We start from the raw sequence: 15,672 nt of genomic DNA on the forward strand, positions 1-15,672 counted from the left end.
GGCAGCCAGTTCATTTAACACCGGCGCAACTCGGGCGTCGCAGGTCCGATATACGGACGCCTCACACTGAGGAACGTACGGCCGTGCGGGTGCCGTAGACCGGCCGGGACCGCGCCATGCGGACCCGGCCGGTCCTCCCGCGCCGTGGCGCCGGTTGTCCGGAACTGTCCGGTCCCCGCCTTGTCCGGCCCCTGGCCCCGATGCAGGATCGTCGATGTGACTCTTACGCGGGGGGCCAGGATCACGGGAGCGGCGCTCTGCGGCGTGCTCGCCCTGATCACTGGAGCGTGGATCGTCAGGGACATCTCGGTGTCCGGCGGGCTCGAGGGCCTGTGGCGCCACTGGGCCGCAGACCCGCGGCGGGAGTGGAGGATCGCCCCGCAGGCCACCTCGCCCCTCGACGGCACGCTCTTCGCGGTGTACGCGGGTGTCGGTGTCGCCGTGCTGCGCTCGTCGGTGGCCGCCTCCGCGCTGGTCGCCGCCGCGGTGTTCACCCTCGCCGTCCGGTTGCCCAGCCTGTGGGTCCTGACCGCCTCCTGGGCGTACCTCCAGCCCACCGACTTGATACGCACCCGGGCGCTGTTCGGCACCTTCGCCGCGCTGGGGCTGGCCGTCGGGCTCGTCATCACGGCCGTGGCGGGACGGCGTCCGGCCGAGGCGGGCCAAGACGGCGGCCCGCGCGCCGCACGGCACCGCCGGACGCCCACCAGGCCGACCGTCGTGGTGGCCTGGCTCTCCGCCGCGTTCCTGCTCCTGGACGCCGCCCTGGTCACGGCCTGGCAGTTCCGCTTCGGCTACCAGGTCGGGGCAGAGGTGTACCTCGACAGCCTGGTCGGCGGCGAACGGGTCGGGCAGCGGCTGCTGGCGCCGCCCTCGGGCTGGCTGGCCGCCACGACCGTCGTCCTCGGCCTCACGGCGGGCGTGGGCCTGCTCGCCAGGGCCGTGTTCTCCCGCCCGTTGGGAGCCGTCCTCGCCGTGGCCGTGACCGCCTCCGGAGCGGTCGGCGTGGACGCCGCCGTCCGGCTGCGGATCCTGGAGCACTTCGGGCAGGCGCCGCTGGAGCACCAACTTCTCGCCGCGACCTCGCTGTTCGAGCTGGTGGCCGGACTCCTGCTGATCGTCCTGCTGACACGCCGCGGCGTGGGCGGCCCGGCGGGCGGGCCGGACGGCGCGTACGGGCCCCCGTCGGGTTACGGGTACCCGCAGACCGCTACCGGTTACGGCTACCCGCCCTCCGCGCCGCCGGGGTACGGCTACCCCGGGCCGGCCGCACCACCCGGTTCACCGCCCGGCGGCGGGTTCGGCCCGCCGCCGCCGTCGTCACCGCCTCCGAACTGGTAGCCCTGCTTCACCCAAGGCCGAGCGAGCGCTTGAGGAAGTCGACCTGGAGCAGCAGCAGGTTCTCCGCGATCTGCTCCTGCGGTGTCATGTGCGTCACACCGGTCAGTGGCAGCACCTCGTGCGCCCGGCCGGCGGCCAGCAGCGCCGACGACAGCCGCAGTGTGTGGGCCATCACCACATTGTCGTCCGCCAGCCCGTGGACGATCATCAACGGCCGCGCCGGGCCCGTCGCGGACGTCAACCCGGCGTCGGTGACCAGCGAGTTCGCCGCGTACGCCGTGGACTGCGCGCCCGGGTCACCCAGATACCGCTCCGTGTAATGGGTGTCGTAGAGCCGCCAGTCGGTCACCGGGGCGCCGGCCACCGCCGCATGGAAGACGTCGGGACGGCGCAGCACCGCCATCGCGGCCAGATAACCGCCGTACGACCAGCCGCGGATCGCCACGCGGCCGAGGTCGAGCGGGAAGGATCCGGCCAATGACCGCAACGCTTCGACCTGGTCGTCCAGCGTCGGCGTGAAGTCGCCCACGACGGCCTTCTCCCAGCCGGGGGAGCGCCCCGGAGTGCCCCGGCCGTCGGCCACGACCACGGCGAAACCCTGATCGGCGAACCACTGTGAGGTCAGATACGGATTGTGCGCCGCGAGCACACGCTGGCCATGAGGGCCCCCGTACGGGTCCATCAGCACCGGCAGCGGACCGTCCGACTCCCGGTGGCCCGACGGCAGCAGCACCGCGCACGGGATCCGGCGGGCACCCGCCTCGGTAAGCGTCGGCCGGGCACGCAGCACCGGCTGCTCGGCGTGCGAGGCCACCACCGCGATCTGCTTGCCGTCCCTGAGCACCTGGACGAGGGCGCCGCTGACGTCCGTACGCGACGAGGCCAGTACCGTCACCCCGCCGCCGCGGACCGCCGCGTGCACCCCGGGGCCGTCGGAGACACGCTCGATGCCCAGCTCGTTCACCCGGTACACATGGACCTCGCCGGTCTCCGGCTCCGCGGAGTCCGCACCCGCCGACGCCGAGACCAGTACATCGCTCTCGCTGATGTCGACCACCGCGCGCAGGTGCAGTTGCGGGCCGGTCAGCACCCGGTCGCCGACGGCGAGCACCCGCGCTCCGCCCTCGTCCGCGATGCGCACCAGCCGTCCGCCGCCGAAGCGCTGCTCGTAGGACGACTCCGGGGCCCAGGCGGGGACGCCGGAGAAGAGTTCCAGCCAGGCGTCGTCCTCGTCCACGTGCACCGTGCGGGTCGTGCCGGACTCCGGGTCCACGGCCAGATACAGCTGGGTGCGCTGGTCCCGGGACTGCACGAGCAGCAGCGGAGGACCGGCGGAGGACCAGTGCACCCGTGCCAGATAGGGGTAGCGCCCACGGTCCCAGGTCACCTCCGTGCGGTTCCCGTCCAGCGCGACGAAGAACAGCCGGACGTCGGCGTTGGGCGTCCCCGCGGCCGGGTAGGCGACCTTCGAGGGCTCCCGGTCCGGATGCGCCGGATCCGGGATCCACCAGCGCCGCACGTCCCGCTCGTCGGTGCGGGCGACCAGCAGCCTGTCCGAATCCGGTGACCACCAGAATCCGCGTGAACGGCCCATCTCCTCGGCCGCGATGAACTCCGCCAGCCCGTAGGCGGTGTGCGCGTCCTCCGGCTCCGCGAGGGCACGGTCGCCGTCGCCCTCCGCGCCCGTCACGCGCAGCGCGCCGCCGGTCACGTAGGCGACGAGCCGGCCGTCCGGCGACGGCCGCGGGTCGAGCACCGGCCCCGGCGTGGGGAGTTCACACGCGGTCCCGGCCCGCAGCTCCGCGGTGAACAGCCGCCCCGACAGGGTGAACGCCGCCAACTCGACCGCCCGGTCGACGGCGTAGGCGACGATCCCGGCCGATCCTTCCCTGCTGCGTTCGCGCCGTGCCCGCTCCTCGGCGGAGAGCTCCTCGGCCGAGCCACCCAGCAACTCCCGCGGATCGGCGGCCGGCCGCTCCTGCGGTGGGCCGTGGCCCTCGAGATCGAGCACCCACAGCAGTCCCGAACGGTCCGTTCCGGAGGCCGAGCGCAGAAACACCACGCGTGAACCGTCCGGCGACACCGTGAAGGCGCGGGGGGCGCCCAGCGTGAAGCGCTGCGTCCGCGCGGACTGACGCGGGAAGGAGAGCGGTTGCGTCGACGTCATGCGACCGAACCTTAGGGGGTGTGCGCCCCCATGTGCTGCCGTGCACCGATCGATGCGCAGGCACGGATAGTTATGATCCGTAGCGCAAGGTGGGTATGAACCTCCTGGCACATGTCCTGGCACATGCAACCGGCCCGTCCCGGCCGAATATCTGTGGAGGTGAACCGCCGTGGCACTCTCGATTTCGGCGGTGGTGCTGCTGGCGATCGTCGTCTTCCTGCTGATCCGGAAAGCCGGGCTGAAGGGGGGACATGCGGCGGTCTGTGTGTTGCTCGGGTTCTACCTCGCCAGCTCGTCGGTCGCGCCGACCATCACCGAGCTGACGACCAACGTCGCGGGGATGCTGGGGGGCATCAAGTTCTGACCGCCCGTTCTAGGGTGTCCTGTATGAAGGATCTCCCCGACCGCCGTCTGCTCCTCGTGCACGCGCATCCGGACGACGAGTCGATCAACAACGGCGCCACCATGGCCCTGTACGCGGCGGCCGGTGCCCGGGTCACGCTGGTGACCTGCACCCTGGGAGAGGAGGGCGAGGTCATTCCGGCCGATCTCGCCCATCTCGCCCCCGACCGGGAGGACCGGCTCGGCCCCTACCGGGCCGGGGAGCTGGCCGCGGCGATGAAGGAGCTCGGCGTCAGCGACCACCGCTTCCTCGGCGGACAGGGGCGCTTCCGCGACTCCGGGATGATGGGGCTCGAGCAGAACCACCGAGAAGGTGCGTTCTGGAGCGCGGACGTGGACGAGGCAGCCGCGCATCTCGTCGAGGTCGTCCGTTCGGTGCGTCCGCAGGTGCTGGTGACGTACGACCCCGACGGGGGATACGGGCACCCCGACCACATCCAGGCCCATCGGGTGGCCATGCGCGGCGCCGCCCTCGCCGCCGATCCCGGCTTCCGGCCGGACCTCGGAGCGCCCCACTCGATCGCCAAGATCTACTGGAACCGCGTCCCTCGCTCGGTCGCCGAGGAGGGCTTCTCCCGGCTGCGTGCCGCCGGGGTGGACTTCCCCGGTGTCGCCGAGATCGGTGACGTCCCCGGTGTCGTGGACGACGCGGAGATCACGACCGAGATCGACGGCACCGCGTACGCGGACCGCAAGGCGGCCGCGATGCGGGCGCATGCCACCCAGATCGTGGTGGACGGACCATTCTTCGCACTCTCCAACGAACTGGGGCAACCTCTCTTCTCCACCGAGTACTACCAGTTGGTGGCCGGGGAGCCGGGAGCGGAGCCCGGGGAGCGCGAACACGACCTTTTCGCGGGGGTTTCGTCATGAGCGGTAGCAGCCGGGCCGGTGGGAGCCGTGCCCACGGCGGTGTCGTCGGCGGGGCCGGCGGGAGCAGCGGTGGCGCCGGTGGCGGGAGCGCGCCCGGGTCCTGGCTCACCCGTTCCGCGAAGCCCCCGAGGCCCGGCCGCCTCGTGGCGTACCTCGGCCTGGTGATCCTCGGAGCGGTCGTCGGCACGGCCGGCTCACTCGTCCAAGCGGCATGGCTCCCAGGCGGATTGGTGCTGGCTCTGCTCGCCTCCGCCGGCCTGTTCATCGGCTCGCGGCGGGTGACCGGCTCCCAGCTCGGCGCGGCCTGCGCCGCCGTGGGCTGGCTCGCGGCGATCGTCGTGCTCAGCACCGGACGCCCCGAAGGAGACGCCATGTTCGGGGCCGGGATGGGCCCGCTCGTCTTCATGCTCGGCGGCATGGCGGTCGCTGTGATGTGTGCCACCATGTCGCGGGCGCCGCAACCGGGCGGCGGCTCCGGCCGACTTGGCGGGTAGGACAACACAGGACCCCAGCAAGCACCCGGTACGACCCGCCCCCTAGGGTGGGTCGACCCACGGAGTGGGAGCTGTCGAACTGACCATGCCCGTACGGTCGGCGGAAGGCCGCTTCCCACAGTCCCGGGGTGTTCGTCGGCGGCGGCCAGTATGGTGGTGCGCGCCGCCGAGCCGCCCGCAGCAGTAGCTATCCAGTAAGAAACGGGCGGCGAAGCCAACCGGGAGAACCTGCTTTGAGTCGTGAAACTGACAGTTCGTCCTCCGGCCCCCAGGGGCGCGGTGGAGCCGCGTACCCCTCCGGGACACCGCCGTACGGATCGCGCCAGTATCCGTCGCTGCACCCGCAGGACGCTCCGGAAGAGGCCGCGGAAGCCCCCGAGCAGCAGCCGGAAGAGCCCAGGACCGAGACGACGCTGACCACGCGCATCCGGATCAACATCCCGGGTTCCCGGCCGATCCCTCCGGTCGTGATGCGTACGCCGATGAGCGACGTCGACGCCCGGCCCGCCTCCGGCGGGACCGGCACGTCGGCCGGCTCCCGTACGTCCGGCGGGACCGGTTCGTCCGGTTCGCCCAATACGTCGCGCGGTTCGGGCGGCGCGGGTACCGCGGAGCGGGAGAGCGAGCGCACGGGCAGCACACCGCGCCCCGGGTCTGCTCGCGAGACGTCAGGGCCGTCGGGACCGGCGGCCGATGAGAAGCCCGCCACCAGCGACTGGTTCGCCCCACGCAAGTCGGCCGCGGGTGCGACACCGGCGGCCGGTACGCCGACGCCGGGCGCGGCCGCGCAAGGTACGCCGGGTGCGGGCGGCGTACCGGGACAGTCGTCGGCGCCGGGCAGCGGCCCCGCCGGCAGCGGCGGTGCGGGCGCTTCCGGTCCGGGCGGCGCCGGTTCCGGTCCGCGTTCGGGCCTCGCCGCCCTCGCGGAGCAGGCGGATTCCCCCGGCGCCCCCTCCGGACCCCCGGTCCCTCGTCCCGGCACGTCCGGCGGCCCCGGCGCGCCCGGCCAGGGCAACGGGTTCGCCCCTGGCCGCAACACTCCGCCCTCGGGCGTGCGTCCCCCCGGCGCGCCGGACCGGGACGGTGGACCCACGGGCCCGACGTCCGGCCCGGCCACGGGCAGCATGCCGCTCGGCGCGCGCCCCGGCGCACCGGTGCCCGGCATCAACCCGCCCCGGATGTCCGACGACACGGCGGTGCTCACCCCGCAGAGGCCCTCGCCCGAAGGCGACGGCGGTCACGGCCATGTCTCCGGTGACACGCTCACCAGCGGCATCCCGGTGGTCCCGGGCGGCGGGCACCGCTCGCCCTTCCCGCCGCCGGGCGGACTGCAGACGGGTCCGGGAACGGGTCCCAATCCGATCCTGTCCCGGCCCGGCCCGCAGGCCGGTGACGGTGACTTCTCCGTCCCGGAGTTCCCGGCCGGTCCGGGCGGCTCCGGCGGCCCTGTCGTGCCCGGCCTCTCGGCCGATCCGGCTGCCCGGCCCGCTCCCCGGCCCGCTCCCCGGCCCGCGCCGGCGCCGGCCAAGAAGGGCCGCTCCAAGCTGGTGCTCGTCGGCGCCGCCGTGGTCGGCCTGCTGGGCATCGCCTACGGCGCCGGGCTGCTGCTGAACCACTCCGACGTGCCGAAGAGCACCACGGTCCTCGGCGTCGACATCGGCGGAGGCACCAGGGACGAGGCCGTCAACAAGCTCGACGCCACCCTGGGCGAGCGGGCCAAGGCGCCGTTGCAGCTCTCCGTGGGCGGCAAGAAGGCCGAACTCCACCCCGACAAGGCCGGCCTGTCCCTGGACAGCCAGGCCACCGTCCGCGCCGCCGCGGGCAGCGACTACAACCCGGTCTCGGTCATCGGCTCGCTCTTCGGAGGCGAGCGGGTCGCGGAGCCGGTGATCGTCGTCGACGAGGAGAAGCTGAGCGTCGCCCTCGCCGACCTCGCGGGCACCGCGGGGTCCTCCAGCGACGGCACGATCCGTTTCGAGCCCAACAAGGCCGTCGCCGTGCCCGGGAAGCCCGGGAAGACTCTGGACGTCGGCCGCTCCATGATCTCGGTCAAGGACGCGTACCGCGCCCAGGTGCAGACCGGCAAGCCGGACCTGGTCGAACTCCCGGTCGCCACCCGGCAGCCGACCATCACCCAGGCCGAGCTGGACCGGGCGATGAAGGAGTTCGCGGAGCCCGCGATGTCCGACCTGATCACGATCAAGGCGGGCGGCAAGTCGATCCAGTTCGGCCCCGCGAAGTCGCTGCCGAAGATCCTCTCCATGAAGCCGATCGACGGCAGGCTGGTCGAGGTCTACGACAAGAAGGCGATCGAGCAGCTGCTCGAGGGCGTCTTCGACGGCATCATGATCACCAAGGGTGACGGCAAGAAGCACGAGGTCTCGGCGGACGACGTGGCCCAGGCGATGGGCCCGGCGCTGCGCGGCAAGACCCCGGCGGAACGCACGGCGGTCATCGAGCTCGACCCGAGCTGAGCGCGCCTCACGACGGCCTCACGAATCCCCTTGTCGGGTCTGGCAGGGGGATTCGCCACTGAAGGCGAGGACCGCAAGTCGTTCCTGGAGCCAGCCTGACCGATCCGACCTCCGGGCTGTTGGTGTCGGGCGAACGGATACTGGCCGCCGGGTTCCCCGTCATCCTGCAACCGAGGCACGTGCTGTCGGTCATCGGTTCCGGGGGGTGCGCCTTCACATCGATCGCGACCAAGGCGGGGTCGGTCGACTAGGTGATGCCGCCGGGTCGCTCGACCCGGCGCTCAAGCAGCTCAGGCGTGGCCCCGGAGGCAGGCTCCGTTCGCCGCGGCCTCGGCCGGTCCGTGAGCAGGCCCGGTCCGGCGTGGCCCCGGCACGCCGGGCGCAGGCTCAGTTGAGCATGGCCCGGGCTGCCCTGGCCCGCCCCCGGATCTCCTCCGCCGCCGTCGGCTCGACCGCGTCCACGACCTCCGCGTACGCGTCCATCTCAGCCGCGCCTGTCAGGAAGTCGCCCCGCTGGACGAGCAGTTGGGCGCGCTCGAAGCGGAGGCGGGCCGGGTGGGAAGGGAGGAGGAGAAGGAGGTCGAGCGCCCAGAGGGCGACCGCCGAGTGTTCCGGGCGCTGGGCCGCCCAGGCGCGGATGTTGTTGAGGATGCGGGAGACCACCGCGAGCGGATCCGCGGGCGTCAGCATGGACGGGGTCACCGGCGTGCCGACGGCGCCGGTGACGAGGAGGTCGGCCTCCGCGCCGGAGAGCACCCGCCCGGCCGCGAACGGGTCGGCCAGCACCTGCCCGGCCGGATCCTCCGGGTCGCCGAAGCCGACGACGAAGTGGCCCGGCAGGGCCACTCCGTAGACATGGGCGCCCGCGCGGCGGGCGACCTCCGTCCAGACGACGGAGAGCAGGATCGGCAGGCCACGGCGGCGGCGCAGGACCTCATGGAGCAGCGAGGACTCCAGGTGCTGGTAGTCGTCGGCCGTGCCGTGGAAGCCCTCCCGGCCGCCCAGCAGGCCGGCGACGGCCACCGCCCACGCATGCGGGTCCCGCAGCCCGTACGGGAGCATCCCGGCCAGGCGGTCGAGTTCGATCTGGGCCGCGTCCATGCCGGCCTCGTCCAGTGACGGGTCGGCCTCCGCGCCGATGAGCAGGCAGAGCAGGGCCACGTCCGGTCGCTGCGAGCGGGCCTCCTGCGCGAAGCGGGACCTCCGGTCGTTCTGGTGCATCGGCTCGTACCCCCGGCCTACGTCGCCCGGTAGTGGTGGTAGTGGTGATGGACCCGGAAGCCCATACCGGCGTACAGGGCACGCCCCCCGTCATTGTCCGACTCGACCTGGAGCCAGGCAGCCGAGGCGCCCTCCTCGAGGGCCCGGCGCGCCAGAGCGGCCATGATCGCCTTCGCGAGCCCCTGGCGCCGGTACGCCGGGTCCACTTCCACGGCCATGAAGCCCGCCCAGCGTGCGTCGACCACACAGCGGCCGATCGCCGCAGGGATCCGGCCTTCGCCGGGTATGGAGGCGAACCATACGGAAGGGCCGCTGCCGAGGACCTTGAGCACATGTGGTCCTGGCACACCGGACCGTTGGTAGCGCCGTAGCCACGCCTCGTCGAAGGAGCGGGACAACATGACACGGGAAACGTCCGCGTCCAGGTCGCCCACCGCCGCCAGGCCCCCGACCTGCACCTCCGCCGAGACCTCGGCGCGCCAGCCCCGCGCCTCCAACCCGGCGCAGAGTTCCTCCTGTGTGCCGGCGGCGCCTGTCGCGGTCTGCACGTACGCCGGAAGGCCGCGAGCCGCGTACCAGTCCCGCACCCGCGTCAGCGCGTCGTCCAGCGGCATGCCCGGGTCACCCAGAGGGAGGACCGAGTTCGCCCGTCTGGTGAAACCCGCCGACGCCCGCAGTTCCCATTCACCGAGCCGCTCGCTCTCCACCGGCTGCCAGGCACATGCCGTGACCCTGGCCAGCTCCTGGAAATCGGCCGCGGGGCCCCGGCGCCGGGCAGGCTCCGCGGGGACGACCTTTCCCGCGACCAGCGAGGACTCCTGGATGCGGACGCTCTCACCCGTCCGGCGTGTGATCACCAGCACACCCCCGGTCCATGATGTGAGAACACCGACCGTGTCGGTGAACTTCGCGACTGGTGCTTCAGTGTTGCTCAAGCGTCGCACCGAGACGCGTTTGCCCACGTCAGCAGGGCTGATCCTGATCTCGAGCCGTCCGCCCGCAGTGAATTCCACAGCTCTGTGAGCCCCTCCTGTTCGGATCGTTACCAAGAACGGAGATACTAGGGGCGGGCATCGACGACGCCGCGCTCCCGCGCAAGCCAGCCCTTATCGAGGAGGAACGACAGCGTGACCTACGTCATCGCGCAGCCTTGTGTCGACGTCAAGGACAAGGCGTGCATCGAGGAGTGCCCCGTCGACTGCATCTACGAGGGCTCCCGGTCCTTGTACATCCACCCGGACGAATGCGTCGACTGTGGTGCTTGTGAGCCGGTCTGCCCGGTCGAGGCGATCTTCTACGAGGACGACACTCCCGAGGAGTGGAAGGACTACTACAAGGCGAACGTCGAGTTCTTCGACGAGCTCGGCTCGCCCGGTGGTGCCTCCAAGCTCGGCCTGATCGAGCGGGACCACCCCTTCATCGCCGCCCTGCCGCCGCAGAACGGCTGATCCCGTCCGCATGTCCCCGGTCCCGTACGGTTCGTCGTCCGTACGGGACCGGGGCGTTTGACGCGTCCGGCACGCCCGGCCGTCGCCGAGGCCCGTGGGCGCTCCGCCGTCCGACGCCGTGACCGACACAGCCCGAAACGACGCCCGTACCCGAAAGTGAGCGCCGCCGTGCCCGCAGTCTCCTCGCGACTCCCCGTCTTCCCCTGGGACAAGCTCGAGCCCTACAAGGCCACGGCCGCTGCCCACCCCGACGGCATCGTGGACCTCTCCGTCGGCACCCCGGTCGATCCGGTGCCCGAGCTGATCAGGAAGGCTCTCGTCGCCGCCGCCGACTCGCCGGGCTACCCGACGGTCTGGGGCACGCCGGCGCTGCGCGACGCGCTCGTGTCCTGGGTCGAGCGCCGGCTCGGCGCGGCGAACGTGGCGCACACCAACGTCCTGCCCGTCGTCGGCTCGAAGGAGCTGGTGGCCTGGCTGCCGACGCAGCTGGGCCTGGGCGCCGGTGACCGGATCGCCTACCCGCGTCTCGCCTACCCCACGTACGAGGTCGGCGCGAGGCTCTGCGGCGCGACCCCCGTCGTCTACGACGACCCCACCGAGCTCGACCCGGCGGGCCTGCGGCTGCTCTGGCTCAACTCGCCGTCCAACCCCACCGGCCGGGTGCTGGACAAGGACGAGTTGACGCGGATCGTCGCCTGGGCGCGCGAGCACGGCGTGCTGGTCTTCAGCGACGAGTGCTACCTCGAGCTGGGCTGGGAGGCCGAGCCGGTCTCCGTGCTCCATCCGGATGTCTGCGGCGGCTCGTACACGGGCGTGGTGGCCGTCCACTCGCTCTCCAAGCGCTCCAACCTGGCCGGCTACCGCGCTGCCTTCGTCGCGGGCGACGCGGACGTGCTCGGGGAGCTGCTGAAGATCCGCAAGCACGGCGGCATGATGACCCCCGGACCCGTCCAGGCCGCCACCGTCGCCGCGCTCGGCGACGACACGCACGTCACCGAACAGCGCGCCAGGTACGCGGCCCGGCGCACGGCTCTGCGGACGGCGCTGGAGTCGCACGGTTTCCGGATCGAGCACAGCGAGGCCAGCCTCTACCTGTGGGTCACCCGCGACGAGCCGTGCTGGGACACGGTCGCGTACCTGGCCGGCCTGGGCATCCTGGTCGCGCCCGGCGACTTCTACGGCGAGGCGGGCGAGCGTTTCGTGCGCGTGGCCTTCACCGCGACCGACGAGCGCGTCGAGGCGGCGGTCAAGCGCCTCGGATGAGCTCAGGACCTCATGCGGTCACGGTGTGATCCGGTCATGCCCTGAGCACAGGACCGCAATGCGGTCGATGCGTGATCCGGTCGCTGCACGATCCGGTCACCGCACGGGAAGGGCCCGGGAGCAGCGGCTCCCGGGCCCTTCTCGCGCGGGCGCGCCGTGCTGTCAGCCGATCGGCAGGCCGCCGCCGCCGAGCGCACCGGTGGGCATGCCGCCGGCCAGCGAGTCGGTCGGAAGCCCGCCCTTGCCGACGCCGACCAGGTCGCCCGCCTGCCCGGCGGTGTCACCGGCGGTCTTCGCGGCGACCGGGGCGGCCGTCTTGGCCGCCTTGCCGACGGTCTTGGCCGCCACAGGGGCGGCCTTCGCGGCGACCGGGGTGGCCGTCTTGGCCGCCTTGCCGACGGTCTTGGCCGCCACAGGGGCGGCCTTCTCCGCGGTCTTGCCGCCGACCTGGCCGGCCACCTTGGTGGTCTCCTTCGAGACGCCTTCGACCGTGGAGTCGACGTTGTCCGCGTCGAGGGCCGAGAGGCCGCGGACCGGGGCGTGCGGGAGTTCAACGGCGCCTGCGGAGCCGGCCGCACCGACCACGGGAGCTGCTCCCGCCGCGATGAGCAGCGCGGCACGGGCGATCCGACGGGTCAGGGGGAGGGACATGATGCTCCTTGAGACGAGAGGACGTTCGGAATGCTGCGTGTCCGGCGTTCGGACGTCCTGACAACCGGGTGGAGCGGGGGGGAAGTTGCGGTGATTCAAGGTAAAGAATTGGTAACGCGTCGCATTATCGTTCTCGGGTGAAAGCGGTCAAACGCTACACGGTGGAGTCACCTGGCGAACCGTCACTTCCTATTGCTCTCAAGGGAAATGGCGGCACCCGCCCGGGGACGGCCCGCTGCCCGGAAGAGCGTGTCCCGGAGGGGAACGGGCTGCCTCCTTCGAGGGGGGTTCTGAACTAGCGTGCGATGCGGATGCGTACGTCGTCCGTGGCGCTGTCCCCGCCGCCCGCCGGACGCCAGCCCTCTTCCGACTCCTCGGCGCTCCACACCCGGCCCGCGTACGAGACCTCTTCGATGCGCAGCTCGTCGGCCCGGGCCACCGCCCAGTGCGCGAGTTCCCAGCCGCGCTCGCCGCCCCGGCCGCTGCCGCCGCCGTGCGCGCCGGTACCCGTCTCCGCCGAACCGGCCGTCGACTGCACCGGAACGGACACCTCCCGCGCACCGGCGTCGCCCGCGCGGCCCCGGCCGCTGCCTCCCTTCGGCAGCACCTCGGGCCCGAACGCCCGCGTCAGCTCCGTCCGGATCCGCGTCGGGTCGCCCGGCCCGCCGCCGCTCTTGACGGGGCAGGTCAGGGTCGCGGAGGCCCTGCCCGTGAGGGCCGCGGCCAGCAGCGCGGCGTCCGGCTCGTGCTTGGCGTACGCCTGCGGGAAACCGCTGCGCTGGACGCGCTGCGCGGCCACCGTGAGCGGCAGCCGTGAGTAGCCGGGGACCTCGGCAAGGCCGTCGTAGAACTTCCCCGAGGAGTAGACCGGGTCCATGATCTGCTCGGGCGTCCCCCAACCCTGCGAAGGGCGCTGCTGGAACAGGCCGAGGGAGTCCCGGTCGCCGTGCTCGATGTTGCGCAGCGCCGACTCCTGGAGCGCGGTCGCCAGCGCGATCGTCACGGCCCGCTCCGGCATCCCGCGGGTCGTGCCCACCGCGGAGATCGTCGCCGCGTTCCCCGCCATCTCGGGTGTGAGCTCGTACGACGGGCCGTCGCCCTCGGCGGTACGGACGACACAGCGCGACGGCCCGCCGCTGGTGACGTACTGCACCGCGACGTAACCGATGAGGGCCAGCAGCACGAGGGACGCGGCCGCGAAGCGCAAGAGGCGGCCGCGCCGGACGGGAGAGGCGGTCTCGGACACCCGCCCACCGTACTGGAGCGCCCGGAGCGACCCGGGGGGTGTGCCGGTCATGACCCGCCGGTGACCGCATATCGTCGGAGCCATGCCTGAGACCGCGCTTGACCTCACCCTCGACGCCCCCGCGCTCACCGCAGCCCTGGTCGACTTCCCGTCGGTCAGTGGCACGGAGAAGCCCCTCGCCGACGCCATCGAGGAAGCGCTGCGCGAGCTGCCGCACCTCACCGTCGACCGGCACGGAAACAACGTGGTGGCGAGGACCCGCCTCGGCCGCCCGGAGCGGGTCGTGCTGGCGGGGCACATCGACACGGTCCCGATCGCCGGCAACGTGCCCTCGCGGCTCGACGCCGACGGCATCCTGTGGGGCTGCGGCACCAGCGACATGAAGTCGGGCGTCGCCGTCCAGCTGCGGATCGCCGCCACCGTTCCGGAGCCCAACCGCGACCTGACCTTCGTCTTCTACGACAACGAAGAGGTGGCCGCACATCTCAACGGACTGGGGCATGTGGCCGAGGCCCACCCGGACTGGCTCGTGGGCGACTTCGCGGTCCTGCTGGAGCCCTCCGACGCCCAGGTCGAGGGCGGCTGCCAGGGGACGCTCCGGGTCCACCTGCGCACGAAGGGGGAGCGGGCACACTCCGCGCGCAGCTGGATGGGGTCCAACGCCATTCACGCCGCCGGACCGATCCTGGCCCGCCTCGCGTCGTACGAGCCGCGGCGGCCGGTCATCGACGGACTGGAGTACCGGGAGGGCCTCAACGCCGTCGGCATCGAAGGAGGCGTGGCCACCAACGTCATCCCCGACGAGTGCACCGTGGTGGTCAACTACCGGTACGCCCCCGACCGCAGCATGGCCGAGGCCGAGGCGCACGTCCGCGAGGTGTTCGCCGACTGCGGTGTGAGCGAGATCGTGGTGGACGACCACACGGGCGGGGCCCTGCCCGGCCTGTCGCACCCTGCCGCTGCCGCGTTCATGGAGGCGGTGGGCGGCACGGCGCAGCCCAAGTTCGGCTGGACGGACGTCTCACGCTTCAGCGCCCTGGGGGTGCCCGCGGTCAACTACGGCCCCGGCGACGCGCTCTTTGCCCACAAGCGGGACGAACACGTCGCCGTGGACAAGATCACGCACTGCGAGGACCGGCTGCGCGAGTGGCTCACTTCCTGACATCGCATCCTGGTGGATCGCCCCGATTTCGCCATTCGTAACGTCGGCCGCCCTACCCTGAGCCAAAGCGAATGATGTTCGGCGGAGGGAGCAGGTCATGAGCAACCCCGAGGGATTGCGGGCGCTGGAGGAGCAGCGGCTGGGACCGGTACTGCGCCGCAGGGAACAGATCAGGCCGGGCACCACCGATCAGCGGCTGCTCGACACCGAGGGCGACTCCCAGTGGGTGCACACCGACCCGTGGCGGGTCATGCGCATCCAGTCCGAGTTCGTCGAGGGCTTCGGCGCCCTCGCCGAACTGCCCAGTGCCATCAGCGTCTTCGGTTCCGCCCGCACCCCGGCCGGCACACCCGAGTACGAGGTGGGCGTCGCACTCGGCAGAGCGCTGGCCAAGGCGGGCTTCGCGGTGATCACCGGCGGCGGTCCCGGAGTGATGGAGGCCGCGAACAAGGGTGCGAGCGAGGCCAAGGGCATCTCGGTCGGCCTCGGCATCGAGCTGCCCTTCGAGCAGGGCATCAACGCGCACGTCGACATCGGGGTGAACTTCCGCTACTTCTTCGTCCGCAAGACGATGTTCGTGAAGTACGCGCAGGGCTTCGTCGTGCTGCCGGGCGGACTCGGCACGCTGGACGAACTGTTCGAGGCGCTGACGCTCGTGCAGACACGTAAGGTGACGCGTTTTCCGATCGTGCTCTTCGGTACGGACTATTGGAGCGGCCTGGTCGAATGGCTGCGCAACACCGTCATCGCCCAGGGCAAGGCGTCGGAGAGGGATCTGCTGCTCTTCCACGTCACGGACGACGTGGAGGAGGCGGTGGCCCTGGTCTCCAAGGAGACGGGCAGGTAGCCGCAGGCGGCCGCGCAGGGGCCCCGGACGGGCGTCCGGGGCCCGTCCTGGCAACGCGGGGCCTGGCCGCGCCCTCCGGGCCG

The 15,672-nt window shown here is 72.3% G+C and carries 14 protein-coding genes; 9 read left to right on the forward strand and 5 right to left on the reverse strand.

Annotated features, from left to right (window positions below):
* The first annotated feature begins 216 nt into the window (after positions 1 to 216).
* A complete protein-coding gene (locus MDN94_RS13735) occupies positions 217 to 1,341 on the forward strand; it encodes a hypothetical protein (RefSeq protein ID WP_482726113.1) in 1,125 nt (374 codons plus the stop codon).
* A gap of 7 nt (positions 1,342 to 1,348) precedes the next feature.
* Here MDN94_RS13735 and MDN94_RS13740 read toward each other — a convergent pair whose 3' ends face one another.
* Complete coding sequence (locus tag MDN94_RS13740) at positions 1,349 to 3,508, reverse strand: prolyl oligopeptidase family serine peptidase (RefSeq protein ID WP_482726114.1); 2,160 nt, start codon at positions 3,506 to 3,508, stop codon at positions 1,349 to 1,351.
* Positions 3,509 to 3,677: 169 nt separating this feature from the next.
* Here MDN94_RS13740 and MDN94_RS13745 point away from each other — a divergent pair, with 169 nt between their 5' ends.
* From MDN94_RS13745 to MDN94_RS13760, 4 genes are all read left to right on the forward strand, one after another.
* Entirely contained in the window at positions 3,678 to 3,872 is a 195-nt protein-coding gene (locus MDN94_RS13745) for a hypothetical protein (RefSeq protein WP_005312422.1), read from the forward strand.
* A 23-nt stretch (positions 3,873 to 3,895) separates the two neighbouring features.
* Complete coding sequence (gene mshB, locus MDN94_RS13750; protein WP_482726115.1) at positions 3,896 to 4,783, forward strand: N-acetyl-1-D-myo-inositol-2-amino-2-deoxy-alpha-D-glucopyranoside deacetylase; 888 nt, start codon at positions 3,896 to 3,898, stop codon at positions 4,781 to 4,783.
* Positions 4,780 to 5,277 (forward strand): DUF6113 family protein, encoded by a 498-nt coding sequence (locus MDN94_RS13755; RefSeq protein WP_482726116.1) that lies wholly within the window; start codon positions 4,780 to 4,782, stop codon positions 5,275 to 5,277. The genes mshB and MDN94_RS13755 overlap by 4 nt, the downstream gene beginning before the upstream one ends.
* Before the next feature lie 233 nt (positions 5,278 to 5,510).
* Positions 5,511 to 7,751 carry a hypothetical protein gene (locus MDN94_RS13760; protein WP_482726117.1) on the forward strand — a complete coding sequence of 747 codons (2,241 nt, stop codon included), beginning with the start codon at positions 5,511 to 5,513 and terminating at the stop codon, positions 7,749 to 7,751.
* A 387-nt stretch (positions 7,752 to 8,138) separates the two neighbouring features.
* Here the strand turns inward: MDN94_RS13760 and MDN94_RS13765 are convergent, their stop codons facing one another.
* Together MDN94_RS13765 and MDN94_RS13770 are read right to left on the reverse strand one after the other, a co-directional pair.
* Positions 8,139 to 8,972 (reverse strand): transglutaminase-like domain-containing protein, encoded by an 834-nt coding sequence (locus MDN94_RS13765; protein ID WP_482726118.1) that lies wholly within the window; start codon positions 8,970 to 8,972, stop codon positions 8,139 to 8,141.
* 17 nt (positions 8,973 to 8,989) lie between these two features.
* The gene (locus MDN94_RS13770; RefSeq protein WP_482726119.1) at positions 8,990 to 9,985 is read right to left on the reverse strand and encodes a GNAT family N-acetyltransferase; all 996 of its coding nucleotides are present in this window, start codon (positions 9,983 to 9,985) and stop codon (positions 8,990 to 8,992) included.
* Between the two features lie 114 nt (positions 9,986 to 10,099).
* On the opposite strand from MDN94_RS13770, the gene fdxA reads away from it, so the two are divergent.
* Together fdxA and dapC are read left to right on the forward strand one after the other, a co-directional pair.
* Positions 10,100 to 10,420 (forward strand): ferredoxin, encoded by a 321-nt coding sequence (gene fdxA / locus MDN94_RS13775; RefSeq protein ID WP_003985062.1) that lies wholly within the window; start codon positions 10,100 to 10,102, stop codon positions 10,418 to 10,420.
* Positions 10,421 to 10,588: 168 nt separating this feature from the next.
* The gene (gene dapC, locus MDN94_RS13780; RefSeq protein ID WP_482726120.1) at positions 10,589 to 11,683 is read left to right on the forward strand and encodes a succinyldiaminopimelate transaminase; all 1,095 of its coding nucleotides are present in this window, start codon (positions 10,589 to 10,591) and stop codon (positions 11,681 to 11,683) included.
* A 162-nt stretch (positions 11,684 to 11,845) separates the two neighbouring features.
* Here dapC and MDN94_RS13785 read toward each other — a convergent pair whose 3' ends face one another.
* Together MDN94_RS13785 and MDN94_RS13790 are read right to left on the reverse strand one after the other, a co-directional pair.
* A complete protein-coding gene (locus MDN94_RS13785; RefSeq protein WP_482726121.1) occupies positions 11,846 to 12,334 on the reverse strand; it encodes an ATP-binding protein in 489 nt (162 codons plus the stop codon).
* A 295-nt stretch (positions 12,335 to 12,629) separates the two neighbouring features.
* Entirely contained in the window at positions 12,630 to 13,580 is a 951-nt protein-coding gene (locus MDN94_RS13790; protein WP_482726122.1) for a VldE C-terminal domain-containing protein, read from the reverse strand.
* A gap of 82 nt (positions 13,581 to 13,662) precedes the next feature.
* On the opposite strand from MDN94_RS13790, the gene dapE reads away from it, so the two are divergent.
* Positions 13,663 to 14,742 (forward strand): succinyl-diaminopimelate desuccinylase, encoded by a 1,080-nt coding sequence (dapE, locus tag MDN94_RS13795; RefSeq protein ID WP_482726123.1) that lies wholly within the window; start codon positions 13,663 to 13,665, stop codon positions 14,740 to 14,742.
* Between the two features lie 97 nt (positions 14,743 to 14,839).
* Positions 14,840 to 15,589 carry an LOG family protein gene (locus tag MDN94_RS13800; RefSeq protein ID WP_482726124.1) on the forward strand — a complete coding sequence of 250 codons (750 nt, stop codon included), beginning with the start codon at positions 14,840 to 14,842 and terminating at the stop codon, positions 15,587 to 15,589.
* The last annotated feature ends 83 nt before the right edge of the window (positions 15,590 to 15,672 follow it).

It is taken from the genome of Streptomyces sp. WAC00040, assembly GCF_056835925.1.